Here is a 26986-nt window from a genome sequence, read left to right on the forward strand (position 1 = left end):
CCCTAGATGGACTGCGCCTTTTTACTATAAAAATTATCTTCTTCTATTTCTATTTCTTAGGAACGTTGGGATATCTAGTGCATCCTCTTGTGAAGCGTTCGTATTACGAACGGGTTCAGTTTGAGGAATTTCTTCACGTTTGTGCTCTCTCTTAACAGGGCTACCAGAAGATTTCACTTGTCCAAATGAAGGACGCGTTACTTTTGGCTGGGTTACTTCCTCATTAAAGCCCGTTGCAATAACTGTAACAATGATCTCATCTTTTAAATTTTCATTGATAACAGAACCAAAAATCATATTTACTTCTTGATCGGTTGCCGTTGCAACAATATCAGCAGCTTCTTGAACTTCATAAAGGCTCAAGTTAGATCCACCTGTAATATTCATTAACACACCTTGAGCACCGTCAATTGATGTCTCTAGCAGTGGTGAATTGATTGCCTTTTTAGCTGCTTCAGTTGCTCGATTTTCACCGGCTGCAACCCCGATACCCATTAAAGCGGAGCCTTTATTAGACATGATTGTTTTTACATCGGCAAAGTCCAAGTTAATTAATCCAGGAGTAGCAATTAAATCCGAAATACCCTGAACACCTTGACGCAGAACATTATCTGCTTCACGGAATGCCTCAAGCATTGGTGTACTTTTATCAACTATTTCAAGAAGACGGTCATTTGGAATAACAATGAGTGTATCTACTGCTTCTTTCATTGCCCCAATACCACCAGATGCCTGGTTTGAACGCTTTTTACCTTCAAAAGTAAATGGCCGTGTGACGACTCCTACTGTTAAGGCTCCTAAATCACGGGCGATTTGCGCAATAACAGGAGCGGCACCAGTTCCGGTTCCTCCACCCATCCCAGCAGTAACAAAGACCATATCGGCACCTCTAAGCGCCTCTTCAATTTGTTCTTTACTTTCTTCTGCAGCTTTTTTACCTACCTCAGGATTAGCACCTGCTCCAAGCCCACGGGTCAGCTTAGCGCCAATCTGCATTTTCACTTCAGCTTTTGATAGATTTAAAGCTTGTGCATCTGTATTAACGGCGATAAATTCTACACCTTGAACTCCATGTTCAATCATTCGGTTTACTGCGTTATTGCCCCCGCCGCCAACTCCGATTACCTTTATTGTTGCAAGAGAATCTAAATTTGTATCAAATTCTAACATGACAAATCCTCCTAATTCGTCGATTTACTTTTCCTTATTCGAAAAAGTAACCAAGGAATTTTTTTACTTTTGATGACATTTTTTCTTCCGGATGTTTTTCTACCTTAGGTTTAGGCTGATGTTGTTTTGGTATTCTTTTTTCGATTGGCTCAGAAACCGTAACTGCCTGGGTCGACACTTTGGTTCCCCCAGGTAATCTAGCATTCTTGTAAGCGTACTTAATCAAGCCAACCGCGGTTGTATATTGAGGTTCTCTTACACCTATATAGTCAGGTGAGGCAATACGGACTGGATTTTGGAACATATCTTGGGCAAGTTCCAATAAACCTTGCATTTTTGATGTTCCACCTGTTAAGACAAAACCACCAGGTAGATCCATTACGCCTAAGCGTTTTAATTCATTTGCGATCAGTTCAAAAATTTCTTCCATTCTGGCTTCAATAATTTCAGACACATAGAGTTGGTTAAATTGCTGATGCTGGTCACTTCCAATGATTGGTACACTAAAGAACACATCTTCTGATGCATTATCATAGAAAGCATGTCCATATTTTGTCTTAATATTTTCAGCATCCTCTGTTGAGGTATGCAAAACTTTAGAAAGATCATTTGTTAGAAGATCTCCACCAACTGGAATTACACTGGTTGCTTTTAAGAATCCTTCCTCAAACACAGCAATCGTAGTGGATCCGCCGCCGATATCGATCATGGCTACACCTAGATTTTTCTCATCCTTTGATAAGGCAAAATCTCCTGCTGCCAACGGCTGCAGGATAATATCTAAAATTTCTAAACCTGCTCGTTCCACACAGCGTAATGTGTTAATGATAATCGATTTTGAGCCAGTAATAAGGGTTCCTTCCATTTCAAGGCGAACACCAATCATCCCACGTGGATCATTGATTTCATCCTTACCATCGAGAATAAATTGTTTACGAATAACACCAATATTTTCTCTTTCAGGTGGTATAGAACCAACATGTGATGCTTCAATTACGCGAATAACATCCTCATTAGTTATTTCACGGTTTTGACTGGAAACAGCCACAATGCCATGACAGTTATGGAGCATGATGTCTCTTCCAGAAATACCGACTACTACTTCGCGGATTTCCATTCCGATCATTCTTTCTGCCTGTTCAATTGCCCGCTTAATAGAATGAACGGTATCATCCATATCAACGATAGACCCTTTTCGTAAACCTTCAGATTTCACGTTGCCAACACCTATTATATTTAACGTGTCTTTTCCAGAGTCATTGACCATTTCACCAATGATTACTTTTACACTGGATGTACCGATGTCAAGACTAACATATATTTCATTGCTGTTCATTCTATGGCACCTCCTTTTAATCTCCTTGGGTAGAACAACAATATCTTTTTTTGTTAAATACTAGTTTCATAGTCATATCATATAAAATTATTCGTCACAACTACATATTTCCCTTTAAAAATTTCAACTTTTTTCTATTTTTTCTTTGTTTGTTGACCATTTTGTCAATAATATTCTCCGTATGACGGCAATATTTTGAAACAATCTGACACCAAATGCAAAAACTGCTGCTAAATACAAGTCTACACCAAGATGAACACCGAGAAAAGCTAAACTTGCAGCAAGTACAATATTAAAAAAGAATCCTGATACAAACACCTTTTCATCATAAATATTTTGCAGGTATGCCCTAATTCCTCCGAAAAGCGTGTCAAAAGCTGCCAGAATTGCAATCGACAAATAATTGGAATACTCCTCAGGTATGCGTATTTCAGTTAGTAATCCAAGGATAATTCCAATTACCAATCCAAAAAACGGAAGCCACATCAGGAACCTCCTCCTTCTTTAATTGGCTCCATGTACTTAACCCGTATTGGATTATCATAGGCAGGTATGGTTATATCTGGATTGGGTGCTGAGACAGTAAGTCTTAAGCTCTCAGTGAAAAATTCATCCCTAGCTTTTGATACTTTCATCCGATTAGATAATTTTTCCGCAGTATTCATATCATCGACGCCTACTTTAACCTCAATGGGCAGTCTTCTTATGGAATGCCCATCAATTTTCGTTTCTCCATTAATATCCCTGATAACAGAGGTATTAATAATCCTTTGTCCATCAATTGCCACATATTTAGCCTCATACATGTTTAGTTCGTTCACTAACCTCTTCAATAGTTCAGGTGAAACAGAGTCATGAACTAAAGTTCCTAATTGAACATCCTCGATTACCGGCTCAATTAAAAGTGTAATTCCTGGACCAGTTATTTCAGTTAGTCCAGCCTCAATTTTTAATTCTTGAAGTGTATCCTTTAATGCTTGTTCTTTACTCTGTTTTCGTTTAGATTCATAGGCTGATAGTTTTTCTTCGTTCGAACGAATCTCACTTAATAAATTAGATTGAACCTCTTTTTCTTTTAGCAGGGCCTCACGAAGCTGCCATATATCTCGTGTATCACGTTCGACTGGTTTTTTCACTGTTTGAAATTGAATGGCGATCATAAATCCAACCAAAGCTGCTATTAAGGTAAAACTTAACTTTACTTTCGGCTTGTCCACTTTTTTCACCTGACCTTCTCAATTCCCATCATTGTGGACACTAATTTAGCTACCCAAGATTGGATTCAGGACAATCTCATCTTCCGATTCCAGTGTAAAAATGACATTATCATTAACTAATTGATCCTTAACTCCTCCTGAAAGGTTTAGTGATGAGGATAGGACCTCTGGGTCACCAATCGCGGTAATGACAAATGGTGCAGGATATTGTACCCCATCCACTGTAATAACTGGTCCGTTACACACAATGTAAGAATGGCTTGTCAGCCTTTGACCGTTAATGGCAATAGCTTCTGCACCCGAGATATACAATTCGTTCACTACTTTAAAAACATGCTGTTCATGAACAAGGTAATTGTTTACATTGACCTCCTGCGGGTCATAGGCTCCATCAGCAAGGGTAACCTTGACCCCCTTACCCTCTACTTTTACCTTTCCAAGGAACAGCCTATATTTCTCTGCGTCCTCTGCCAGATTAAGAAAAACTTGAGTCTCCTTCGAGAGATTTTTTTCATTTTTCAAGACCTTATCTTGCTTTTGATTTAATTCTTTTTGCAGCTTTCGATTAGTTTCCTCTTGAGCAATCAATTGGTTCCTTAAACCTAAGGTTTTTTCATATTGATTGCCTGAAAGATTCCTTTTTTCATTTTGGTGTTTAATTTTTGTAAGGTGATATGAGAATGCGACCATAAACCCCAGAACTAAACAGACAAGAGACAGGATAAAGTCCTTCCCCCTTATCTTTATCTTATTCAACGTCTTTTTCCTCCACTTCCGGTTCAAAAGCTTTAAAATAAGAACCTACTTCTAAGTCAATTAGTCCCTTTTTATTAGGATCAAGTTGGCTTATGATTGAAGGATAATGAACCATCTTTCCTGAAAAACTTCTAAGCGTCGCGCTCACTTCAAAGCCATCATTCATAAACAAGGAAATATGATAGTGATCAGTTTTTTTCGGAGAATAATGTATTTCAGAAATGGAGTTTGTAATTTCATTTGGAAGTTTTTCCAATTCTTTAACCATTAAGTTAAGAACTGAACCTTCCTTAAATTCGAAAAGAATCGGAGAGTTAACTGGAATTATTTCCGTTTTTCTATCCTTTATAATCTTACCGTTTTCCATTATCGGCAAGTAGTATTTACCTTTTTTCAGGTACGCTACCCTGCTATGTTCTTTCACTTGTATCTGAACAGAATTAGGCCACTTAATTTGAACATTAACCTCTTTAATTTCTGACAAATGGTCAAGTTTTGAAACAATATTGCTCTCTTTTATCTTCCAGATATTTGTTTGCTGAGTAATACCACTCGCCATAATGATTTCATTATCGGCATATACTTCATTCCCCGTTACACTTATATGTTTTACATGACTTAATGGAGATTGAGAATAGGCAACAACGACTATCATTGTAAAAAACAAAATAAGCAGGAGAACTAGACGTCTGTTTGCCTTTCGCCGTCTTTGCTCCTTCAGTTTTGGAATACGATCTTCAAGAGCAACGATTTTATCATTTTCCATCCATAACTCTCCCCCAAAAGAAAAGCGTGAGCGCTACTCGCGCGCTTAAGTTATAGTTTACAAGATATGTATAAAACTTTAAAACTATAAGCAGTTGCTCCAAAGCTCGTCCAACATAACCGTCACAAGAAAGAGAAACAACGGCACGAAAATTCATGCCGTCACTAATTTTCTTGCTAGAATCCACGTATTATTATTTTCTGTAATTATAACACACTATTTGTCATTCGTAAGGAATTTCTTACAGAAAAAGTAAGGTTATCGCCCGATAATCTCCACTTCCGTCTCCATTTTAACCTGATAAAGATTAAAAATAGTGTCCTTTACATACTGAATTAAGGAAATGACATCCTCGGCTGTGGCATTACCAGCGTTAACAATAAAATTCCCATGCATTTCAGATATTTTTGCGCCACCAATACTGTAACCCTTTAAGCCAGCATCTTCAATTAGCTTTCCGGCATAATTCGGAAGAGGGTTCCGAAATATACTGCCTGCACAAGGAAAATTCCACGGCTGTGTTTCTTTCCGATAATCCTTGTTTTTTTGCATTTGGGCAACAATTGCTGCCCTGTCACCTTGCACTAGCTTAAAAACAGCTTCGATGACGATCCCTGGGCGTTTCTTTTGAAGGATAGATGTTCGATAAGAGAATTCCATTTCCTCATTCGTTAGCCATTCCATCGTTCCGTCCTCAAATAGAATATGAGCTTTTGTTAGAATTTTGCTAATATCTGATCCATGTGCACCAGCATTCATGTATACTGCCCCACCGGCCGAACCAGGGATGCCGCTTGCAAATTCAAGGCCAGAAAGCCCTTTTTTACTTATAGAAGTGGCCAAACTAACAAGAGAATAACCGCCGCCAACCGTAATCTCGGTATCGTTTATTTCGAGGTGATCTAAGCCCGAACCAAGCTTAACGACCGCTCCTTCAATACCGTTATCTGAGACTAATAAATTGGACCCTCTGCCTATTGCCCGCCACTTCATACCAGTCCTTTTAATTACCTCCATAACCTTTTTTAGGCTTTCTACCGATGAAGGTTCAATAAAAAGGTCAGCAGGGCCGCCAATTTTAATGGTCGTATGATTTAACAAAGGTTCGTTTTGTTTCACTTTTCCAATATTTAGGTTTTGCAATTCAGTTAAAATTGCGTCCATCAATACCACCTAACTTTCCTAGATGCGTTTTTTTCAGTTTATGCAAGAAAATATTTTGGGCTACTTTCGATTGGATTTAACTAGCTGTTTCATAACCCCATAAAGCCGTTCAGCCGAATCCGGAACTCCCATTTTTTTCGCCTTATCTTTCATATCCTTTAAATGTTCGCTATTTAATAGGATACGATCGATTTGACTGACTAGACTTTTATTATTTAGATCCTTTTCTAGAAGCAATTGTGCCGCACCGTGGTCACTTAATGACCTTGCATTTTTTTCTTGATGGTTATTGGTCACATACGGGCTTGGAACTAAGATACTCGGGATCCCTAATGAGGTTAATTCGGCAAGTGTGGTGGCACCTGCTCTTGAAACGACCAAATCAATCCCGGCCAGCACTTCTGGCATGTTATGAATAAATGGCTTTATGACCACATTTTTGGGGTTACCTACTAACTCTACTTCCTTTTGGACAGCCTCATAATGAACATCACCCGTTATATAGAGAATTTGGTACGGCTTTTCAGCTAATTCTGCGAATGCCTTCACAACGGCTTCATTAATAGGCCTTGCCCCCCGGCTTCCTCCAAAGATTAGCACAGCCGGTTTTGTGGCACTAAGGCCTGCTGAAAGTCTTCCTTTAATGCCATCTTTACCGAGGACCTCTGAAGCTCGAGGATTCCCTGTAAATACTACTTTCTCACTTGGGAAATATTCTCTTGCTTCCTCAAAACAAATAGCGATTTTATTAACATAGCGGCTTAAGAATTTATTTGTTAAACCAGGTACGCTGTTTTGTTCATGAATTATGGTTGGAATTCGCAGCCCTTTTGCTGCGTATACGACAGGGCCGCATACATAACCGCCAGTTCCTATAACAATATCAGGTCGGAACTCTTTTAGAATTCTCTTACTATCCTGAACACCTTTTAGAAATCTAATAATGGTTTTTACATTTTCAAAAGATAGCTTTCTTCTAAAACCGGTTATATGAATCGATTTAAAAGCGATATTCTCCCTAGGGACAAGCTTGCTTTCTAAACCATTAGTTGTTCCGATATATAAAAATTCTGTTTCTTCGTTCTCTTTTTGAATTTCTCGAATGAGTGCAAGAGCAGGGTATATATGTCCCCCGGTCCCTCCACCACTAACTACTACTTTCATTTTCTCACCTCTAAAAAGTTGCTAAACACATTCTACTATAAAAACAAAAGAAAATATGCCAGAAAGAATAATGTTATTTATTTGTAATAAAGAAAAACCGAAGCGGCTAACCCTAGGTATCATCCATTAAACATAAAAAGTACCCTGCCAAATGAACAGGGTATCCTTTTTAAATTCTCGAATAGCGGCTAATATTGAGAAGAACTCCGATTGCCATAAGCATTAACGTTAACGATGATCCCCCGTAACTCAGGAATGGAAGTGTTATACCTGTAACTGGCATAAGCCCGGTAACAACACCAATATTAATCATCACTTGAATGGCAACCATGGCAATAATTCCAACTGCCAGGAAACTTCCATATAAATCAGGTGCGCCTAGTGCAATTCGAATCCCCCGCCATAACAATAGGGCAAATAAAAGCAAAATGAACGAGCCGCCAATAAATCCTAGTTCTTCTGATAGAATGGCAAAGATAAAGTCTGTCTGCGGTTCCGGTAAGTAAAAAAACTTCTGCCGGCTCTCACCAAGTCCTAAGCCGAATAATCCACCTGGGCCGATGGCATAAAGGGATTGAATAATTTGAAATCCACTCCCCAATGGATCCGACCATGGGTCAAGGAAAGAGGTGATCCGTTTAATCCGATACGGTGCAGAGGCAATTAATCCGACAAATCCCGCTACACCCAGCAATCCTAGAAATGCAAAATGACTGACACGTGCCCCCGCAATAAAGATCATGACAACACAAGTCCCCATCATAACTGTTCCGGTCCCTAAATCAGGCTGCAGCATAATCATCGCAAAAGCTATAAAGGCAAGTCCCAGAGAAGGGATAAGACCTTTTTTAAATGAGGTAATCACTTTTTGCCGTTCAGACAAATATTTTGCTAAGAAGGCAATCATGGCAAGTTTCATAAATTCGGATGGCTGTATGGAGAATGCCCCCACTCCAATCCAGCTTCTTGAACCATTTCGAACATTACCGATTCCTGGAATTAATACGAGTACTAATAAAACAAAGCAAACAATGAGGATTGTTTTGGCATAAGTCCGCCAAGTCCAGTAATTTACGTTCATAATAAAAAACATAGCAACGATTCCCACTCCGGCAAATAGGGTTTGCCTTTTTGCAAAGAAAAAGGAATCTTGGAATTTATATTCCGCCCATATTGCGCTGGCACTGTATACCATTATGAGCCCTATTGCCAGAAGTGTGAAGGTTACAATCATTAGAATAAAGTCGGGAGTTGTTCTCTTTGTCGGCACCACTATCCACCTCAAACCACGTGTTTTAGGGCTCCGCTAGTAGTCATAAGCTAAACTTAGATGAGTGTCTAGCTCCAGCGCCCAGCGGCTAGTGTCCTTCGCTCTTCTCCCTGCGATAAGCCAACATCGAATCGCTATCGCTCTTCGTGTTTCCCTTATCTCAGTCGAAGCGCTCCAGGCCATACGCCGCTAAACGGGCGCTTTTAGCTTTTCGAAGGACAAGCCCTTACTTAAGCTTATGCACCGCTTCGATAAAAATGTCTCCCCTGACTTCAAAACTTTTATATTGATCCCAGCTTGCGCAAGCAGGTGATAAAAGGATGACGTCGCCAGACTCTGAGTATCGATATGCTTCCGGCACTGCCTTTTCCACATTATCGACACGGATGATTGTTTTTATTCCGGCAAGCTTCCCAACCCGTTCAAGCTTAGGTGCGGTTTGGCCAAAAGTGATTAACGACTTTACATTATTTAAATAAGGAATCAGATCATCAAACTCATTACCGCGGTCAAGTCCGCCTGCAAGCAAAATCGTAGGGGTGTTAAAGGCTGATAAAGCTTTAATCGTTGCTAAGATATTCGTGGCCTTCGAATCATTATAAACCTTCCTACCATTGACATTAGCGACATACTGCAAACGGTGCCTGACACCAGTAAAGGTTTTGAGGACAGTTTGGATGTCACTATTTTCTACGCCTGAAAGTTTTGCAGCGGCCATGGCAGATAAGATATTTTCAAGGTTATGTACCCCTGGCAGTGCAATTTCGCTTATGTCCATTACTTTCTCACCTTTAAAGGTTAACCAGCCTTCTTTAATATAAGCACCATCTATCAGTTCTTTTTTAGTGGAGAAAGGGATAATAGAAGCTCTTGAATTCCGGGCAATTTCCATTGTCTCTTCTTGATCGGCGTTGATTACTAAATAGTCAAGCTCGGTCTGGTTTTTTGTAATATTTGCCTTCGCTTGAATGTATTCCTTTCTGGTGCCGTGATAATCCAGGTGGGCATCATAAAGGTTTGTGATAATAGCAATCTTTGGAGTAAAGGTGTTAATCCCCATTAATTGAAACGAAGATAGTTCGATAACAATCGTATTGTCCTTTGTCGCATTTTGGGCAACACCTGATGCAACCGTACCGATATTACCAGCTATTAACGGTTCCTTGTTACCTTCCTTCATCATTTCATAGACAAGCGTAGTTGTCGTTGTTTTACCATTTGTTCCTGTAATCCCGATAAAGGGAGCTTCGGAAATTTCATAAGCGAGCTCTACCTCAGTAATGACAGGGATCCCCTTTTCAATTGCCCCTTCAATCATTGGGTTGAAATACGGAATTCCAGGGTTTTTTACAATCAATTCAAACCCCTCATCCAACAATTCAATTGGGTGCTCACCACATATTACTTTAATTCCTTGCTCTAGTAATCCTTGAGCTTCAGGATTCTCTGATAATGGCTTTTTATCATTCACTGTAACAAATGCACCAAGTTTATGTAACAAAGAGGCTGCTGTCACACCACTTTTGGCTAAACCAAGTACAAGAATTTTTTTATAACGATAAGATTCGATCTGTTTCAATTACAACCACACCTCAATATAGATACCTAGTATCGCAAATATTAATCCAACACTCCAAAACGTTACAACGACCCGCCATTCCGACCAGCCCACTAATTCGTAATGATGATGCAGAGGGCTCATTCGGAAAATGCGTTTTCCGGTAGTTTTAAAGGAAGCTACCTGAAGAATGACAGACAGTGTTTCAATAACAAATACACCGCCAATGATAATAAGCAAAATTTCTAACTTTGTTAAAATCGCAATCGCGGCAATCGCCCCACCTAGTGCAAGCGATCCGGTATCACCCATAAATACTTTAGCAGGATGAGCATTAAATACCAAGAAACCTAAAACAGCTCCCACAACTGCTACTGAGAACACGGCAATTTCAAATTGATTTTGATTCCAAGCAAGTACAGCAAACGCCCCAAAAGCAATTGCCGCTGTGCCTGACACCAATCCATCGAGACCATCTGTTAGATTGACGGCATTTGAAAAGCCGACAAGCCAGAAAATGATTAAAAATACATAGCCCCAGCCTAAATCAATGGAAAAATCACCAAAAGGAAACTTGATCTCAGTTGACTGACCCGTATGTTTGTAGATTAGATAAAAGATGACAGAAATGATAATTTGACCTAATAGTTTCTGCCGTGATGTAAGTCCTAAGTTACGTTTTAACACAACCTTGATAAAATCATCCAAAAACCCGAGCAGCCCAAATCCAAATGTTACAAATAAAAGTAAAAAGGCTGTTACTGGTGTATGGTCTGCGTATTTTGCAATCATGACCAGAGTGGTTATGATGATGGAAAATAAAATCATCACTCCCCCCATTGTCGGAGTGCCGGATTTTTTTTGGTGCGATTTAGGACCTTCCTCGCGGATGCTTTGTCCAAATTTCAATCTTCGCAAGAAGGGAATAAAAATGGGAGAAAGTAAAACCGAGATCAAAAACCCCATAATTATTGTGAAAAATATAACTTGCTCCTCCATTTTATCCCCTCCTTTCCTCAATATTTTTTGGTGCTAGCTTTGCTATAAGCCCAGCAATATCATATGTTTGTTTATTTTTATTAAGAAGTGTTTTATTTGTAATTTTAAAGTTTGTTCTCTCCATAAGCTTGTTCGTTTCTCCATCTAATTTTTCAATATAAAGATTTATGATTTCTTTCATGGCTTCCGCAGAATCATTGGTAAAAAAAATCGGAAACTGGGTTGGTATGTATCGCGGAAGGGCATCTTCCTTATCCCAAATGGCAGCAACAGCGCCATTAGAAATAGCTTCTAAGAGCTCCCCAGACTCTTTATTCGAAGCTACAAATAAACCCATTGGCTGTTCCGCTGCAGCTCGATCAGACACGGTCCGGAACAGTATATCATCTTGGACTCCTCGTTTATCTTGAAACAAACTTGCCAAGTCCTTTAAAGCTAAAAACATAGCTATCTCCCCTTAATTGCTTCCCTTGCCACAAGCCTGTCATCAAAATCAAGAACTTCAGACCCTATAATTTGATAGGTTTCGTGCCCTTTACCAGCGATTAGAATGACATCCCCAGGTGATGCTTGGTTCACTGCTGTAAATATAGCCTTTCTGCGATCAGGAATGACTTGATAGTTTTCCCCTTGCACCCCGGCTTCCATATCCTTCAAGATCGCTAGAGGTTCTTCACTTCTAGGATTATCAGATGTCAAGATCGGATCTGTCGCAAACTTGCAGGCAATCTGCGCCATGATTGGCCGTTTTGTACGATCCCGATCCCCGCCGCAGCCAACAATAACGAAAACCTTTTTCTCGGCAAAATGCTGGATTGTTTTTAATACATTTTCTAAACTGTCCGGGGTATGGGCATAATCTACGATCACTGTAAAATCTTGGCCTGCATTCACCAGTTCGAACCTTCCTGCAACCCCTTCGACACTTTCAATGGATTGAATAATTTGCTCGATTTCAAGACCTGATACTAAGGCCGTTGCAATGCTGGCCAGTACATTGTAGACACTGAATTTTCCAATTAACTGCATGCTGATTGGATATGAAGCTCCTCTTATTTCAAGGTCAAAGGCTGTACCCTTCGGAGTCATTTGGATGTTTTTTGCAAAGATATCTGCTTCTTGTTCAATTCCGTATGTAACTACATGAGCAGCCGTTGATCGGCTATACATTTCTGAAGCATCGTCATCAGCATTTAGCACAGCATATTTCGGTTTATTTAAATTAAACGTATTGCCAAGCTGTGCAAATAATAAACTTTTTGCCCGCTTATATTCCTCCATTGTTTGATGATAATCAAGGTGATCTTGTGTAAGGTTAGTAAAAACCGCCACATCATAATCACATCCGTGAACCCTGCCTAAGTCAAGTGCATGGGATGAAACCTCCATCACTGCGGCAGTTACACCAGCTTCAACCATTTGTTTAAATGTTTTTTGAAGCGTAAGACTTTCAGGGGTCGTGTTTTTGGTTTCAATCTTTTTGTCATCTATTTTTGTATACATCGTCCCAATCAAGCCCGTCTTCTTCCCAGCATCGGCGAATATTTTTTCTATTAAATGGCTGGTCGTTGTTTTTCCGTTTGTACCTGTAATTCCAACCAAGTGAAGGCTTCTGGTTGGCTGCCCGTAAAAAGCATCAGCAAGTACGGCCATCGCCCTCCCGGTATCGTTAACTAGGAAAACAGGAACGTCTAGGTCCAAAGGTCTTTCAGCAAGAACCGCGACTGCTCCATTTTTAACAGCAGATTCTGCAAAATCATGTCCATCCACTGTATAACCTTTAATGCAAATAAATAAGCTCCCTTTTTGCACCTTCCTATTGTCGTTCTCAATCGATGTAATTTCTGGATTTTCTCCTTCATAGGGAACGATTGCATGCAAATTCTCAAGCAGCCTTTGTAGCTTCATTTTATCTCAAATCCTCTCATTACCGCACGTAGCTAATTACCAGTTTATACCTAAAGTGAATCCTTACGAAAGTTCCATCTTATTTTACATTAAAATTTTTTATTTTACCATTTAGTAATGAATCCGTAATAAAAATTTTAGGCGGCGGAAAACATTCCGGCCGCCTCCTGCATAAACGCTATTCATTGATTCATTTAATTAATCACCTTTACCAAAGTAAAGTCTTACTTTTGAGCCTTCTTTTACTTTCGTTCCCGGTTCTGGAGATTGACGCACGACCACATCACCTTCGCCGCTTGAATCTATCGATAGATTTATAAGCTGTTCCTGAAGTTCACTTTTTGACATACCAACAAAATCCGGTAATTTCACTAAGGGCACATCAGGCCATTTAATTTCTTTTTCGATTTGGTCTTTACGTGGTTTTACGCCCATCGCACTTAAGCTATCTTTCATAATCGCACCAACTATTGGGGCACTGACGGTACCCCCAAAGGCAGTAACCCCTTTGGGATTATCAACAGCTACGTAGATAACGATTTGCGGGTCATCTGCAGGTGCAAAACCCATAAAGGAAACGATAAAGTTATTTTCAAGATATCTGCCATTCTGAGCTTTTTGAGCCGTCCCTGTCTTACCACCTACTCGATAGCCCTCGATGAAGGCCCTTCCGCCTGAACCCTTTGCCACAACACTTTCTAAGGCATTACGAATTTCTTTCGAGGTTTCTTCGGTGATTACCCGTCTCTTTACAACTGGTGTATTTCTCATTACTACTTCCTTTGTAACGGGGTCAATTAACTCTTTTGCGATATAGGGCTTATATAAAATCCCGCCATTGATCGCCGCAGATACAGCTGTAATTTGCTGGATAGGTGTTACAGATACACCTTGTCCAAACGCAGTGGTCGCTTGTTCAACTGGACCTACTCGGTCCAAATTAAATAATATCCCTGTTCCTTCACCTTGTAAATCGATGCCTGTCTTCTGACCAAATCCAAAATCCTTAATATACTTAAACAGTTTCTCTTTTCCTAAACGTTCTCCTAACTCTACAAAACCCGGGTTACAGGAGTTTTCGACAACCTCTAAAAAGGTTTGGTCACCATGTCCGCCCCTTTTCCAACACTTGAGCCTTGCACCGGCCACTTGAACAGAACCTGAATCATGAAAATGCTCCTTCTCCAAGTTAACCTTTCCTTCATTCAAGGCAGCAGCAAGGGTAATAATTTTAAAAGTGGAACCTGGTTCGTAGGTTGACCAGACTGGAAGGTTTCGATTGTATACCTCTTGAGAAACATTCCGGAAATTAGCAGGGTCAAACGTCGGCCTGCTCGACATTGCCAATATTTCGCCGTTATTCGGATTCATCGCGATCGCTACGATACCATCCGGATTATATTTTGCCTCCGCAATATCCAGTTCTCTTTCAACGATCGTTTGTATTTTAGAATCAATCGTTAATTTTAGATCGAGCCCTTTAGTGGGCTGCTCATAATCATCTGCCATGTCATTCATTCTTTCCCCTTTTGCATTGGCATAGAATTTCACAGCACCCCTTTCACCACTCAATTCTTTATCATAATATTGCTCAAGACCCATTAAACCTTGATTATCCACTCCTGTAAAACCCAGAACATGTGAGAGATAACTTCCATTTGGATAATACCTTTTGGAATCTTCACCAACATAGACTCCTTCGAGTCCTAGTGCCCTAATTTCTTTCGCCTTTTCATGGGAGATTTTTCGGCCTTCTTTTAACCGGACGGATGAAGCTTTTTTTGTAATTTCTCGATAGGCTGTTTCTTTAGACATATTTAATACCGATGCAAGCTTCTCTGCAGTGGCTGCCGGGTCTTTAATTTGCCGTGGAATTACATAAACGGTAGGTGCACTTATATTGGTTGCTAACGCTACCCCATTCCGATCCACAATTTTGCCCCGCTCCGGTTCAAAGGGAATATTCCGGCTCCACGAACCTTTCGCTTTATCGGTCAGCAAATCACCAAGAACAAACTGGACATATCCAAGACGAACATCAATTATTAAGAAGGCTAGGACTCCAACGAATAGTGCAATCATTAGACGTTTTCGAACTGTAACATTAGAAACACGCATATAATGAATGATCCTCCTTTATTCCACATTCACTTTCAGTATCGTTCATTTATATGCTTGTACTTTTTTAAATAGAACGGGACAACCTTTGAGGCAAACATAAAAACCCCCTTAAGTTGGATGATTAGTCCAACTTAAGGGGGCACTTCAAACAAGCTGGTTTTTGTTAATCTTGAACGGTCGGTTCTCCATCAGATTGTTCATTGTCACTTTGATTATCGTTATTTGTCGATTGTTCTTCCGGTGTCTTTAAATCAATATTGAGGTAATCCCCGCTTTTTAAAGGTTCTTCCGGCTTAATATTTTGATAGGTAACAAAACCCTGACCCTTAGAATTCAATTTTAAATGGGCCAAATTAGCCACTTTCATAACATCACGGAGCGACCATCCTGCCATATCAGGTGCTGTTATTTTCCCGGAAGTTTTAATGATTATCTTTTCCCCTTCTAATATCGTAGTTCCAGCCTTAGGCAGTTGTCCCGTTATCTTTTTACCGTCACCTAGTACGACTGGTTCAAATCCATCTGCTTTTAAACTTTTAACTGTATCCTCCACAGACTCTCCCTCCAAATTAGGGAGTTTATTTATTTCAGCCACTTCTAACTTGGATGGCTGGATATTTAAATAATTGAGACTATTTTTCATAACTGGATTAAAAATTGCAGATACTGGAATTGCCCCTTGACCGGCTTCAGCTCCTTGAAGCTTAGGCTGTTGTACAGCTACGTAAACAATTAGTTTCGGGTCATCTTTTGGTGCCATCCCTAAAAAGGAAAAGACATAATTGTTTGCACCAGATAAATATTTACCATTCGGCCCTGGGATATTAGCTGTACCTGTTTTGCCGGCAACACTATATCCGTCGATTTTGTATCGTGCTCCCGTACCTTTAGGAGATGTGACAACCGTTTCTAAAATATCTCTTACTTCTTTAGCCGTATCGGCTGATATTGGTGTAGAAACAACTTGAGGTGTGGTTTTCTTTATGGTCTTTCCTGTATCGTGATCAACAATTTTCTCCACAACATGCGGCTGTAACATTTTCCCATCATTAGCAATGGCAGTTGCTGCTTGAATTTGTTGAATGGCTGTGATGGCGGTACCTTGTCCATATGCAGTGGTAATTTTTTCAATCGGGTAGTGATATTGAATTTTCCCTGATGTCTCATTAGGAAGTTCAATTCCTGTAGGCTTATCAAAACCAAACTTTGTTAAATACTCCCTAAGTTTGTCAAAGCCTAACTTTTCTTTGGCAATTTTGGCAAATGCTACATTGGACGAACGTTGAACGCCTTCTAGATAGGTAATAGATCCCCAGCCTGAATAATTGTGATCGTGGATAGTTTGACTTTTTTCTGTTACTTTATAAGATCCAGATTGATACAATTCATTTGGATTAAATACCCCTTCCTGAACAGCAGCTGCCAGGGTAAATATTTTCATGGTTGATCCTGGCTCGTAGGATGTTTCAATCGCTTCATTATGCCAGCTATCAGTAATTCCTTCTTTGGTTTCTGGCTGAAATGACGGACGCTGGCCCATTGCCAAAATATCGCCTGTTTTAGGATTAGCAACAATGGCAATAATTTTTTTCGGTTTATAATCCTTTACCACTTGATCCATGGCATCTTCTAAAAAGGTTTGAATCTTCTGATCAATTGTTAAATAAACATCATTACCATTTTGTGCTGCGGATATTTTTTCTTTACCGTCAGGCAGAATATACCCCCATAAATCACTCTCATAACTAATACTGCCGTTTTTCCCAGTCAGTTGATCATTTAAGGTTTTTTCAATTCCCATTTTCCCAACCGTTTTATAGGTTCCGTCCTTTTGCTCAGTCCGGTCTACATAGCCAACTACATGCGAAGCGAAAATTCCGTTTGGATAGAAGCGTTTTGAATCACGAGAGAAAGTAATTCCGGGTAGTTTTAGATTTTCAATTTTTTTCTTTGTATCAAAATCGATATCTCTACCTTCCTTACCAAATTCTACTTGGAAACGTTTGTTCTTTTTTCCATTTGATAAGATACTATAAATCTCAGATTCATCTAAATTGATATATTTAGATAGCTCACTTGCCGTTTTGTTAAGATCTACGACATGTTGAGGTTTTTTGGGATTTGTTGTCATTTTCTTATCTAAGATCGCAATGAGGGTGTAGGCTGCTGTATCCTCAGCAACCACTACGCCATTTCGGTCGTAGATAATTCCCCTGTTAGCCTGTAAGGTCCCATCGCGATTGTATTTCTGCTGGGCCTTGGCGGCGAGGGGTTGTCCATTTACTTCCCCAGAAATTTCAATTGAAAAATACCTGCAAATCAATACAAAAAAGAGCAGGCCGAATATTACAAATAATACCGCTGCTCCCACATTCATATATGGCTGTTTCTTATTCATTTCTGCTGCACGACCTTGACGTTATTTTCATCTTTTATTAAACCCATTTCTTTAGCCTTTGCAAATATACGGTCATAAGAACTTAGCTCACTAACTTGAACCTTAAGATCTTCATTAACCTTTTCCTGCTCGTTTATTTTGTTCTGAACGATTTGGAGGTCTTTGTTCGCCTCGTATAGTTTGGATTGATTTGAAATTAGATGTATTGCTCCAAAACAAACCATACCGGCAAACGCTACTCCAATGATTTTTTCCCCCGGAGTCAGCCAGGACTTTTTAATTTTTACTTGACGTTTAATTTGAACGGATTGCTCGGCTTGTTGCTGTTCTAATACTTTCCTGGCAAGATTACTCAAATACTTCCCCTCCAGAATCTATAATCTAATTTTAATTCCTCTTACTTGATTAATGCAGCTCATGGCATACACAGCTGCATTATAATTTTTCGGCAATCCGAAGCTTCGCAGACCGCGCACGGTTGTTTTGTTCCAATTCTGATTCAGTTGGAAGAATTGGTTTCCGCGATACTAATTTTAAAATCGGTTTATACTCATCTGGAATGATGGGTAAACCATGCGGTAATGGTGGTGTCTCACTCGCCTTTTTAAAGGCAGCCTTACAAATTCGATCCTCAAGTGAATGGAAGGTAATCACACTTATTCTTCCCTTAGGATTGATTATGTCTATGGCTTGATTTAGAGACTTTTCGAATACAGCCAGTTCATCATTTACAGCAATTCTGACGGCTTGAAAGACTCGCTTGGCAGGGTGTCCGCCCTTGCGTCTTGCCGGTGCTGGGATGGCATCCTTAATTAACTCAACCAGCTCTCCGGTCGTCTCAATCGGCTTATTAGCTCTAGCACTCTCAATTTTCCGAGCGATTTGCTTGGAAAATTTCTCTTCTCCATATCGGAAAAAGATACGGACGAGGTCTTCATAGGTCCAATGATTAATGACATCGTATGCAGAAATGTCTGCATCATTATCCATTCTCATGTCTAATGGAGCATCATGATGGTAACTAAAACCCCGCTCAGGTGTATCCAGTTGCGGCGATGACACACCTAAGTCATATAAGACTCCATCAACTTTATAAATCCCACGATTTTCAAGCTCTTCTTTCAAATTTAAAAAATTACTTTTAATAATAACTAATTGGTCACCATATTCCGCTAACTTCTCTTTCGCATTAGCAATCGCTATTTCATCTTGGTCAAATGCATAAAGTTTTCCACCTGAACCAAGTCTTGAAAGAATGAGAGAGCTGTGACCTGCCCCTCCCAACGTACAATCTACATAGATGCCATCAGACTTAATGTTTAGTCCGTCAACAGCTTCATTTAATAACACAGTTGTATGTTCAAACATTTACGTACCTTCCTTTTCCAATCGAACGATATATACAAGAAATATATTAATATAACTTTTCCCATTATATATCAAAGCCAATCATATTTTCTGCTATTTCAGCAAAAGATTCTTCAGATTCTGTAAAATAATCCTCCCAAATCTGCTTACTCCAGATTTCGATTCGATTGGAAACCCCTAATATTACACATTCTTTCTCTAATTTAGCATATTGCACTAGTGGTGATGGGATATTAATTCTTCCTTGTTTATCAAGTTCACTTTCTGTTGCTCCAGAAAAGAAGAATCTAGTAAAAGCACGGGCATCTTTTTTTGTTAGTGGCAGACCTTTTAATTTTTCCTCAATTAGGCCCCACTCTGTCAATGGATAACCAAACAAACATTGATCCAATCCTCGTGTGATGATAAACATGTCGCCAAGTTCTTCACGGAATTTGGAGGGTACGATTAAACGTCCTTTTGTATCAATGCTGTGATGGTACTCACCCATGAACATACCCATTACCCCCACTTTCTATTAAAAATGTACCACAATCCCCCACTTTCCACCACCTATTTTTTAACTATTCGCCCCACTTTCTTAAAAATCCTTTTTAAGCCCCGATTTTTTAGAAAAAAAAAGAAAAACTCCACAGCTAAAGGTGGAGTTTTTTTTATAATTTTATAACCTTATGCAAGCCATCCAATTCATAATTACCCGTCATAATATCATCGATAAAGTTTGGCCCATATTGGTTTAGGTAATAAAAGATGTTCCATACCCGTTCTTGCGGAGAACCATCTGGGCGTATGGCAAGATCAATTCGAGCATACTTTTTTAAAAGGACATCATGTCTTTGCTTTACTGATTCCTCTAATTTTGATTGCATGAAGCCAATTTCTTTCAATAAATAATTTTCATTTTTCTTAAGCATTGGTAAAAGACCACGATCCAGCTGCTCTGTTTTTGCCTCAATTAGTTTGTACTGCTCTAACAGGCGATGAGTGGTATTAGAAAATAACTGTTCTAGTTCCTGGTCTTTTATGGCTTCTAAAAATGTTTCTTTTTCCTGTTTTGTACCATTACTTAACACTTCAGCTATGCCTAAGTTCAATTCAAGAATATCAGTCTCAATCGAACGATCTAAGAAGGTGATATTTAAACGTGGTACAATTGGCGGCAGTTTGATATGAAAATGTTCAAATACAAGTTTTAGCTCCGCCCAGTATGCGATTTCCCCCGGTCCAGCTATAAAAGCTAGAGTTGGAAAAAGCCATTCCTGCATTAAAGGACGTGTCACGACATTGTTACTTAAAACGGCAGGATTTTCATGGGCTAAAGAAATTAATTCCTCTTTTGAAAATGAAATCGCTCCACTTTTCCCCACAAAGCAATCGTTTTCACGATCAAACTCCAGTAATAGTCTCTCATTTAATTTCTGGTCATAATAGAAGAGGTTGGCCGCTCTCTCGGATGCGTCAATCGTATTAGGAAAACCCATCTTTTCGATTTGCTTTTGCTGCTCTATCAAAGAGAAGGTAATCACATCATGATGTTCAATCTGCTGTTTAAAAAATTCCTTTTGCAGCTGTCGGAATTCTTTGTTACCAGAGTCAACAATGAGAAGCCCATAATCCTTAAACAGTTCCATAACGATATTGGCAAAGAAATCAACAAAGGTAGTTGATTTAGATATTTGCGCCTCAGCAAACGCTAACAGTCCGTTGGTATGTTCAGTTTCACCGAAATTTTTTATTAGATTTTGAACCCATGAAAGACAGATATCTTTATTTAAATCAATATCCGATACCATTTTCTTTTGAAGGACCTTTTCTGGATAAACCCATTTATCTACTTTATGCTGATTCTCTACAAACACATGATTAACCTCTTGAAAATCATGGTCTTCACCGGCAATCCAGAAAACGGGGATAACTGGAACACCTAGTTGTCTTTCTTTTTGTTCTGCCAGCTTAATAATCGAAATGACTTTATGTATAGAATAGAGTGGGCCTGTTAGGATCCCTGCCTGCTGTCCGCCAATTACGACAAGGCTATCGGATTTTTTTAATTTATCAATTGATTTCTTTACAGCTTCTGAAGTAGGAAAACTCTCCATAAAGCTCTCAATATGCCGGGCAACCTCGATTCGTGGAAACGGTCTATCGTTCAACTCAAGCTTTCTTTTCATATCTTCCTGTAAGTCATTAAAACGATAATGAAAAAAAGGCTGTATCAGTGCAGATTGTTCCAAATAATTCGATGCAAACCGATTAGTTGCAGGCAAAGAGAGATTTAAAATCTCCATTCGTGTACTTCCTTTCTGTTACCATGATGCATTCTTTATCGAGTATACCATTTTCCGCCTCAATAAAAAAAAACTTTTGCTCTAATTTAGGATGAAAAACTAATGGCACGTGAAACTAAACCATAAAAGGTGAGGACAAAGTAGGCGAAAAAAAATAAAATAAAATTAAAACGCCAAAACCCTTTCCATACCCGTTTTACAATGATATCCTCCTTAATCTTCCAATGAACCAAAATGAACACCATTGCAATCAAAAGCATTACTACTATTATTAACCAAAATAGTGATTTTCCCCATAAAGTAACAATTAAAAAATGAACTGAAATTATATACAGAATAGTAGTATAATCAAGAGCTCTATGGAGCGATCTTTTTGTGGTTTTTAAGAATATCTTTATTATAGTAAAGACAAGAATGGTCCCTACAATTGGAATGGCAAAGAAGAAAGTTAAAACAGCCGAAAAAACGGCGCTCATGAAATGACCTCCCCTTGTCTTTCTATACCTTTAATAAGATAGTATAGCGTTTCTAGTTGAAAGGGTGTTTTTCCCTGTTTATTGGCTTCTTCAATTAAATAGCCTAAAATGGCATCTACCTCTGTCGGTCGTCTAGCTTCAATATCTTTTAACATGGAAGATCGATTAGCTGCTGTTTTTTGACAAATAGTAATCACTTGCTCCCAACAATTTTCTGGGTTTTCAATGTTTAAAATGAAAGTAATTTCGCGATAGAGACTTTGTAATACCTTATAGTAAAACGGATTTTCTAATAACGCCCCATTATTCACTCGAAGAATGGCCGTTAATGGATTTATCATAGCATTAGCAATTAACTTTTTTTCTAGCATCGCAAGGTAATCATCTTTTATGGTCATCGGAAACACCCTTGAGACGGCAGTCGTAAACCATTGCAGAACCCCTGAATCCCCCTTATAAACGGCTACGTTGGTCGTACTTTCTCCATTGTGTCTTACTGTATAGGAATTCTCTCTAAGGGCCCCATGTTCCACCGAACCAACAAATAAATTGGCTGCCTTCATTTGATTAAGTAATTTTAAATGCCCCATTCCGTTTTGTAAAAAAAATAAATTCTTAGGAACTGATGGTAATTGGTCAAATCTTTCTATAATCGAAACTAGCTGGTATTGTTTTACGGCAATAATAGTAAAATCCTCTAACCCTTGCCAGTCTGTTATGGACAATGCTCCAACCTTTGCCACCGCTTTATCCATTCCGTTAAGCAATAAGACCCCATTTTGATTAATTTCAGCTGCTTGTTCTTGTGACCTTGTATAGACAGTTACGTCAAAAACACGGCTGAGGTAGGCAGCAAATAACAACCCAATCGATCCTGCACCAATAATACCAACCTTCATTGAAGTGTACCCCTCTTTTTTAAAAAAAATGATATTTTTGATATGCTTGCTAATATTCTATCAGATGATGCCATTTGTTAGTAGAGACAAAAAACCTTTTCGAGCATAGGTCGAAAAGGTTCATTGACTATACTGGATAGACAGGATGCTTTCTGACACTAAAGGTAACTTCTTTAGTTTCATAGTAAGCAAAACGTTGAATTAAAACATCTCTGAGTTCGGAAGGAGCAACAATTTCATCTACAATTAACTCTGAAGCTAACTTATAAATGTCAATATGCTCTTTGTACTCTTTATGCTTGTCTTGTACAAATGCAATTCTTTCTTTTGGATCGGCGATTTCATTAATCTTATTAGAGTAAACGGCATTCACAGCAGCTTCTGGACCCATAACTGCAATTTGGGCAGTCGGCAGGGCAATACAGCAGTCAGGCTCAAAGGCGGGACCTGCCATTGCATAAAGTCCTGCACCATATGCCTTTCTAATAATAACGGAAATCTTAGGTACAGTTGCCGAACTCATTGCAGCAATTAATTTAGCACCATGGCGGATAATCCCCGCCCGTTCCACTTTTGTGCCAATCATAAAGCCCGGGACATCGGCTAAAAACAATAAGGGAATATGGAAGGCATCGCAAAGCAGGATGAACTTTGCTGCTTTATCCGCAGAATCAACAAATAACACTCCGCCTTTTACCTTGGGCTGATTGGCAATAATTCCAACAGGTCTGCCATCGATTCGAGCTAATCCGGTAATAATCTCCGGTGCGAAAAGCTTCTTGATTTCATAAAAACTGCCATTGTCAACTAATCGTTCCACACATTCCAACATGTCAAACGGCGCATTTTGGTTCTCTGGAATAATCGCTTCTAATTCTCGACCTTCTTTTGCGTGGATACCAGCAGTTATTTTGGGCACTTCTTTAAAACTAGCCGGAAAGAAGCTGATATATTTTTTGGCTGAGTCAATTGCCTCTTCCTCACTATAGGCAAGTACATCCCCACAGCCCGAGACCGTACAATGCATTCGGGCCCCGCCCATTTCCTCCAGCGTTACTTTTTCCCCAATTACTTTCTCAGCCATTCTTGGAGAGCCTAAATACATGGATGCATTTTGGTCGACCATAATGACAATGTCACAAAATGCTGGGATATAGGCTCCTCCGGCCGCAGAAGGGCCAAATAATATACATACCTGTGGAATCATACCGGAGAGCTTTACCTGATTATAAAAAATCTTTCCTGCGCCGCGTCGATTTGGAAACATCTCTACTTGATCTGTGATTCTTGCCCCAGCTGAATCAACTAAATAAAATAACGGAACTCTTAATTTTTCAGCTGTTTCTTGAATCCGAATTATCTTTTCTACCGTACGGGCACCCCATGAACCTGCTTTAATGGTCGAGTCATTTGCCATCACACACACCGTCTGGCCATTAATTTTACCAATCGCGGTTACAACACCATCAGCAGGAAGATCAGCAGCTTTAAAGTTTGCAAATTTGCCATCCTCTTCATACTTACCATCATCAAATAACAATGATAACCGCTCACGCACAAAAAGTTTATTTTGCTCCTTAGCCTTCTCATGGTACTTAGGCTTGCCGCCGGATTCAATTTTTCTACGGTTTTCGTTTAATTGATCAACTAAGGTATTAATGGTTGCCATCGTGCTCCTCCTTTATCTAAATGCTGTGTTAATCTTGGATGTTGATCTCCGCTCCATTCGCTCCAATCCACATTGTCTCAAAATCAACAGGACCTTTAACACAGCCTATCTAAAAAGTGCTATTCGAGTACCAGCAATACATCCCCTTCATTTACAAAATCCCCAATTCTTACCTTTACTTCACGGACAACTCCCTCTGTTCCGCTTTCAATCGGGATTTCCATTTTCATTGATTCTAACATGACCACTTCCTGACCTGGATTTACTTGGACCCCCGCTGTAACGAAAACAGTTAAAACAGTACCTGCCATTGACGCTGTAACTTCTTTCATATAAACTCTCCCCTTATTACACAGAATTTTTATTTAAAAAATTGGTTGTATACTCTCCCAATTGAAATGAGTCTGATTCTAAAATAGTTAAAAACAGTGGGACATTTGTTTTGATACCCTCGATGTTTACATCTTTAAAGAAGTGTGTGGCAGCCGCTAACGCTTTTAGGCGCGAAGAACCGTAAAAAATACATTTGGCTATTAATGGATCATAAAAAGGAGTGACAGTTCCGCCTTCTATATAGCCAGAATCAATCCTTACTCCTTCTGCCAAATTCCACTTAAGAGAAGTAATTTTCCCTGGCGAAGGTAAAAAACGGACAGGATCTTCTGCATACAGACGAAATTCTACCGCATTACCTATCGAAGCAATATCGGATTGCTTTAATGGCAGCTTTTCTCCGCGGGCTACAAGTATTTGCCACTTCACCATATCAATTCCCGTAATCATTTCAGTTACTGGATGCTCGACCTGAAGGCGTGTGTTCATCTCGAGAAAGTAAAAGTTCTCCTGCTGATCTACAATAAATTCAATCGTTCCGGCGTTTGTATACTGGACGGCATGTGCAGCTTTAATGGCTGTTTCGAACATTTTCTGACGTGCGTTATGGGATAAAAAAGGTGAGGGTGATTCTTCAACGACCTTTTGGTGTCTTCTTTGAATAGAACAATCCCTTTCAAATAGGTGTACAATATTGCCGTATAGATCTCCAAAAACTTGAACTTCAATATGCCTGCTATCTGCAATATATTTTTCGATAAATACTTCATCCGAACCAAAATAAGTCATCGCCCTCTTCTTTGTGGATTCAAAGGACTTAACGAGCGCTTGCTCAGTTTCACAGAGAACCATCCCTATACCCCCACCGCCGCCACTTGCCTTAAGCATAATCGGGAAACCGATGGTTTTTGCCAGAGTGCATGCCTCTTCGATTGTCTGTAATCCATGGCTGCTTCCTGGGACCACTGGAACACCAGCCTTCTCCATTGTTTGGCGTGAAGCAATTTTATCCCCCATTAACTCAATTGTTTTAGGCTTGGGCCCAATAAAGATCATTCCCTCTTTTATGGTCTGTTCAGCAAAAGCAGCATTTTCCGATAGAAAACCATACCCAGGGTGAATCGCATCAACCTTTTCGTTTTTTGCAATTTCCAAGATCTTGTCGATTCGCAAATATGATTTACTAACATGCGGTTCTCCCACACATATCGCCTTATTGGCTGCTTTGACAAAAGGCATTTCCTTATCAGCTTCAGAATAAATCGCAATGGTTTCAATCCCCATCAATTGACAGGTTTTAATAATCCTAAGGGCAATTTCGCCTCGATTGGCAATTAAGATTTTTTGCACTTCACTACCCCCTTCATACCCTTTTTACGCCATCTGTTATTTTTTCTACACCACGCAAGAAATTTCCTGCTATTTTTGTAACCGCTTTCCGAATTTATATAGAGAATTTTTCGTCTATTTGTTATATAATGATAGTAATCGATTTTGAATAATGAAAATATTATTTCTCTTCATGTTATTCAACAGCATATAAATATATACAAGAACAAGAAATTAACATTTCAGGAGGCAAACTATGGTGTACAAAGTGGAAAAACTAAGAATAAACTTTAAGACACTTGAAGAGTTTAAAAAATTTAAAGAATACGGTCTTCAGGAATTATCTATGCTTGAAGATTTAGAAGCTAATATGATAGACAATAATAGCGAATCACCTTTTTACGGAGTCTATTTCGGGGACAAACTAGTAGCAAGAATGAGTTTATACCAAATTGATGCTAAATTTGACCGGTATTTCTCCCCTCCACAAAACTATCTAGAGTTGTGGAAGCTTGAAGTTTTACCTGACTATCAAGGAAAAGGATTTGGTAAAGCGCTGGTTGATTTTGCTAAAAACTTTGGTCTGCCTATTAAGACAAATCCAAGAGTACAATCTAGTGGTTTTTTCGAAAAATTAGGGTTTGATAACGTTGAATACCAAATGGAACGTGATCGCGGCGAAAATCCTCTTGTCTGGTATCCAGAGGGAGTAGAAGCCCAGAACCATTCATAAGAAAAGCGCAAGGCGCTTAGACTTCGGCTTGTGACCCCAAGCCGATGGCGCCTGGAGCTGGACA

The 26986-nt window shown here is 39.4% G+C and carries 25 protein-coding genes; 1 reads left to right on the forward strand and 24 read right to left on the reverse strand.

Annotated elements, in window-relative coordinates:
• Positions 1–33: 33 nt before the first annotated feature.
• The 24 genes from ftsZ to V7266_RS02840 all read right to left on the reverse strand — a co-directional run bounded on the left by ftsZ (position 34) and on the right by V7266_RS02840 (position 26210).
• Positions 34–1170, reverse strand: coding sequence for a cell division protein FtsZ (gene ftsZ, locus V7266_RS02725; protein ID WP_335465687.1), 1137 nt, complete (start codon positions 1168–1170; stop codon positions 34–36).
• Positions 1171–1204: 34 nt separating this feature from the next.
• Positions 1205–2506: a cell division protein FtsA gene (gene ftsA, locus V7266_RS02730; protein WP_335465688.1), complete on the reverse strand. Its 1302-nt coding sequence runs from the start codon at positions 2504–2506 to the stop codon at positions 1205–1207.
• Between the two features lie 123 nt (positions 2507–2629).
• Complete coding sequence (locus V7266_RS02735; RefSeq protein ID WP_335465689.1) at positions 2630–2992, reverse strand: small basic family protein; 363 nt, start codon at positions 2990–2992, stop codon at positions 2630–2632.
• Positions 2992–3723 carry a DUF881 domain-containing protein gene (locus tag V7266_RS02740; protein WP_335465690.1) on the reverse strand — a complete coding sequence of 244 codons (732 nt, stop codon included), beginning with the start codon at positions 3721–3723 and terminating at the stop codon, positions 2992–2994. Before V7266_RS02740 ends, V7266_RS02735 begins: the two co-directional genes overlap by 1 nt.
• Positions 3724–3768: 45 nt before the next feature.
• Positions 3769–4479 carry a DUF881 domain-containing protein gene (locus V7266_RS02745; RefSeq protein ID WP_335465691.1) on the reverse strand — a complete coding sequence of 237 codons (711 nt, stop codon included), beginning with the start codon at positions 4477–4479 and terminating at the stop codon, positions 3769–3771.
• Positions 4472–5245: a cell division protein FtsQ/DivIB gene (locus V7266_RS02750; protein WP_335465692.1), complete on the reverse strand. Its 774-nt coding sequence runs from the start codon at positions 5243–5245 to the stop codon at positions 4472–4474. The genes V7266_RS02745 and V7266_RS02750 overlap by 8 nt, the downstream gene beginning before the upstream one ends.
• 258 nt (positions 5246–5503) lie before the next feature.
• Positions 5504–6409, reverse strand: a complete 906-nt coding sequence (gene murB / locus V7266_RS02755; protein WP_335465693.1) for a UDP-N-acetylmuramate dehydrogenase — start codon at positions 6407–6409, stop codon at positions 5504–5506.
• A gap of 60 nt (positions 6410–6469) precedes the next feature.
• On the reverse strand, positions 6470–7573 hold the full coding sequence (gene murG, locus V7266_RS02760; RefSeq protein ID WP_335465694.1) for an undecaprenyldiphospho-muramoylpentapeptide beta-N-acetylglucosaminyltransferase: 1104 nt from the start codon (positions 7571–7573) through the stop codon (positions 6470–6472).
• Between the two features lie 169 nt (positions 7574–7742).
• The gene (gene spoVE, locus V7266_RS02765; protein ID WP_420491305.1) at positions 7743–8807 is read right to left on the reverse strand and encodes a stage V sporulation protein E; all 1065 of its coding nucleotides are present in this window, start codon (positions 8805–8807) and stop codon (positions 7743–7745) included.
• Positions 8808–9069: 262 nt separating this feature from the next.
• Positions 9070–10422, reverse strand: a complete 1353-nt coding sequence (gene murD / locus V7266_RS02770) for a UDP-N-acetylmuramoyl-L-alanine--D-glutamate ligase (RefSeq protein ID WP_335465696.1) — start codon at positions 10420–10422, stop codon at positions 9070–9072.
• Positions 10423–11400 (reverse strand): phospho-N-acetylmuramoyl-pentapeptide-transferase, encoded by a 978-nt coding sequence (mraY, locus tag V7266_RS02775; protein WP_335465697.1) that lies wholly within the window; start codon positions 11398–11400, stop codon positions 10423–10425.
• Position 11401: 1 nt separating this feature from the next.
• On the reverse strand, positions 11402–11845 hold the full coding sequence (locus V7266_RS02780; protein WP_335465698.1) for a hypothetical protein: 444 nt from the start codon (positions 11843–11845) through the stop codon (positions 11402–11404).
• Positions 11846–11847: 2 nt separating this feature from the next.
• Positions 11848–13308, reverse strand: a complete 1461-nt coding sequence (locus V7266_RS02785; RefSeq protein ID WP_335465699.1) for a UDP-N-acetylmuramoyl-L-alanyl-D-glutamate--2,6-diaminopimelate ligase — start codon at positions 13306–13308, stop codon at positions 11848–11850.
• Between the two features lie 198 nt (positions 13309–13506).
• Positions 13507–15426 carry a stage V sporulation protein D gene (locus V7266_RS02790; RefSeq protein WP_335465700.1) on the reverse strand — a complete coding sequence of 640 codons (1920 nt, stop codon included), beginning with the start codon at positions 15424–15426 and terminating at the stop codon, positions 13507–13509.
• Between the two features lie 166 nt (positions 15427–15592).
• Positions 15593–17827, reverse strand: coding sequence for a penicillin-binding protein (locus tag V7266_RS02795; protein WP_335465701.1), 2235 nt, complete (start codon positions 17825–17827; stop codon positions 15593–15595).
• Positions 17824–18183 (reverse strand): cell division protein FtsL, encoded by a 360-nt coding sequence (gene ftsL / locus V7266_RS02800; RefSeq protein ID WP_335465702.1) that lies wholly within the window; start codon positions 18181–18183, stop codon positions 17824–17826. The genes V7266_RS02795 and ftsL overlap by 4 nt, the downstream gene beginning before the upstream one ends.
• Before the next feature lie 79 nt (positions 18184–18262).
• Complete coding sequence (gene rsmH, locus V7266_RS02805) at positions 18263–19195, reverse strand: 16S rRNA (cytosine(1402)-N(4))-methyltransferase RsmH (RefSeq protein WP_335465703.1); 933 nt, start codon at positions 19193–19195, stop codon at positions 18263–18265.
• Positions 19196–19259: 64 nt separating this feature from the next.
• Complete coding sequence (gene mraZ / locus V7266_RS02810; protein ID WP_335465704.1) at positions 19260–19691, reverse strand: division/cell wall cluster transcriptional repressor MraZ; 432 nt, start codon at positions 19689–19691, stop codon at positions 19260–19262.
• Between the two features lie 157 nt (positions 19692–19848).
• Entirely contained in the window at positions 19849–21483 is a 1635-nt protein-coding gene (gene bshC / locus V7266_RS02815) for a bacillithiol biosynthesis cysteine-adding enzyme BshC (RefSeq protein ID WP_335465705.1), read from the reverse strand.
• An 86-nt stretch (positions 21484–21569) separates the two neighbouring features.
• A complete protein-coding gene (locus V7266_RS02820; protein WP_335465706.1) occupies positions 21570–21959 on the reverse strand; it encodes a DUF3397 domain-containing protein in 390 nt (129 codons plus the stop codon).
• Complete coding sequence (locus tag V7266_RS02825) at positions 21956–22858, reverse strand: 2-dehydropantoate 2-reductase (RefSeq protein WP_335465707.1); 903 nt, start codon at positions 22856–22858, stop codon at positions 21956–21958. Before V7266_RS02825 ends, V7266_RS02820 begins: the two co-directional genes overlap by 4 nt.
• Positions 22859–22985: 127 nt before the next feature.
• A complete protein-coding gene (locus tag V7266_RS02830; RefSeq protein ID WP_335465708.1) occupies positions 22986–24527 on the reverse strand; it encodes an acyl-CoA carboxylase subunit beta in 1542 nt (513 codons plus the stop codon).
• A 119-nt stretch (positions 24528–24646) separates the two neighbouring features.
• Positions 24647–24859 (reverse strand): acetyl-CoA carboxylase biotin carboxyl carrier protein subunit, encoded by a 213-nt coding sequence (locus tag V7266_RS02835; protein WP_335465709.1) that lies wholly within the window; start codon positions 24857–24859, stop codon positions 24647–24649.
• Between the two features lie 16 nt (positions 24860–24875).
• Entirely contained in the window at positions 24876–26210 is a 1335-nt protein-coding gene (locus V7266_RS02840) for an acetyl-CoA carboxylase biotin carboxylase subunit (RefSeq protein WP_335465710.1), read from the reverse strand.
• A gap of 235 nt (positions 26211–26445) precedes the next feature.
• Here V7266_RS02840 and V7266_RS02845 point away from each other — a divergent pair, with 235 nt between their 5' ends.
• Positions 26446–26922 carry an N-acetyltransferase gene (locus V7266_RS02845; RefSeq protein ID WP_335465711.1) on the forward strand — a complete coding sequence of 159 codons (477 nt, stop codon included), beginning with the start codon at positions 26446–26448 and terminating at the stop codon, positions 26920–26922.
• The last annotated feature ends 64 nt before the right edge of the window (positions 26923–26986 follow it).

The sequence above is a fragment of the Neobacillus drentensis genome (assembly GCF_036965645.1).
Classification (GTDB): Bacteria; Bacillota; Bacilli; order Bacillales; family Cytobacillaceae; genus Neobacillus; species Neobacillus drentensis_D.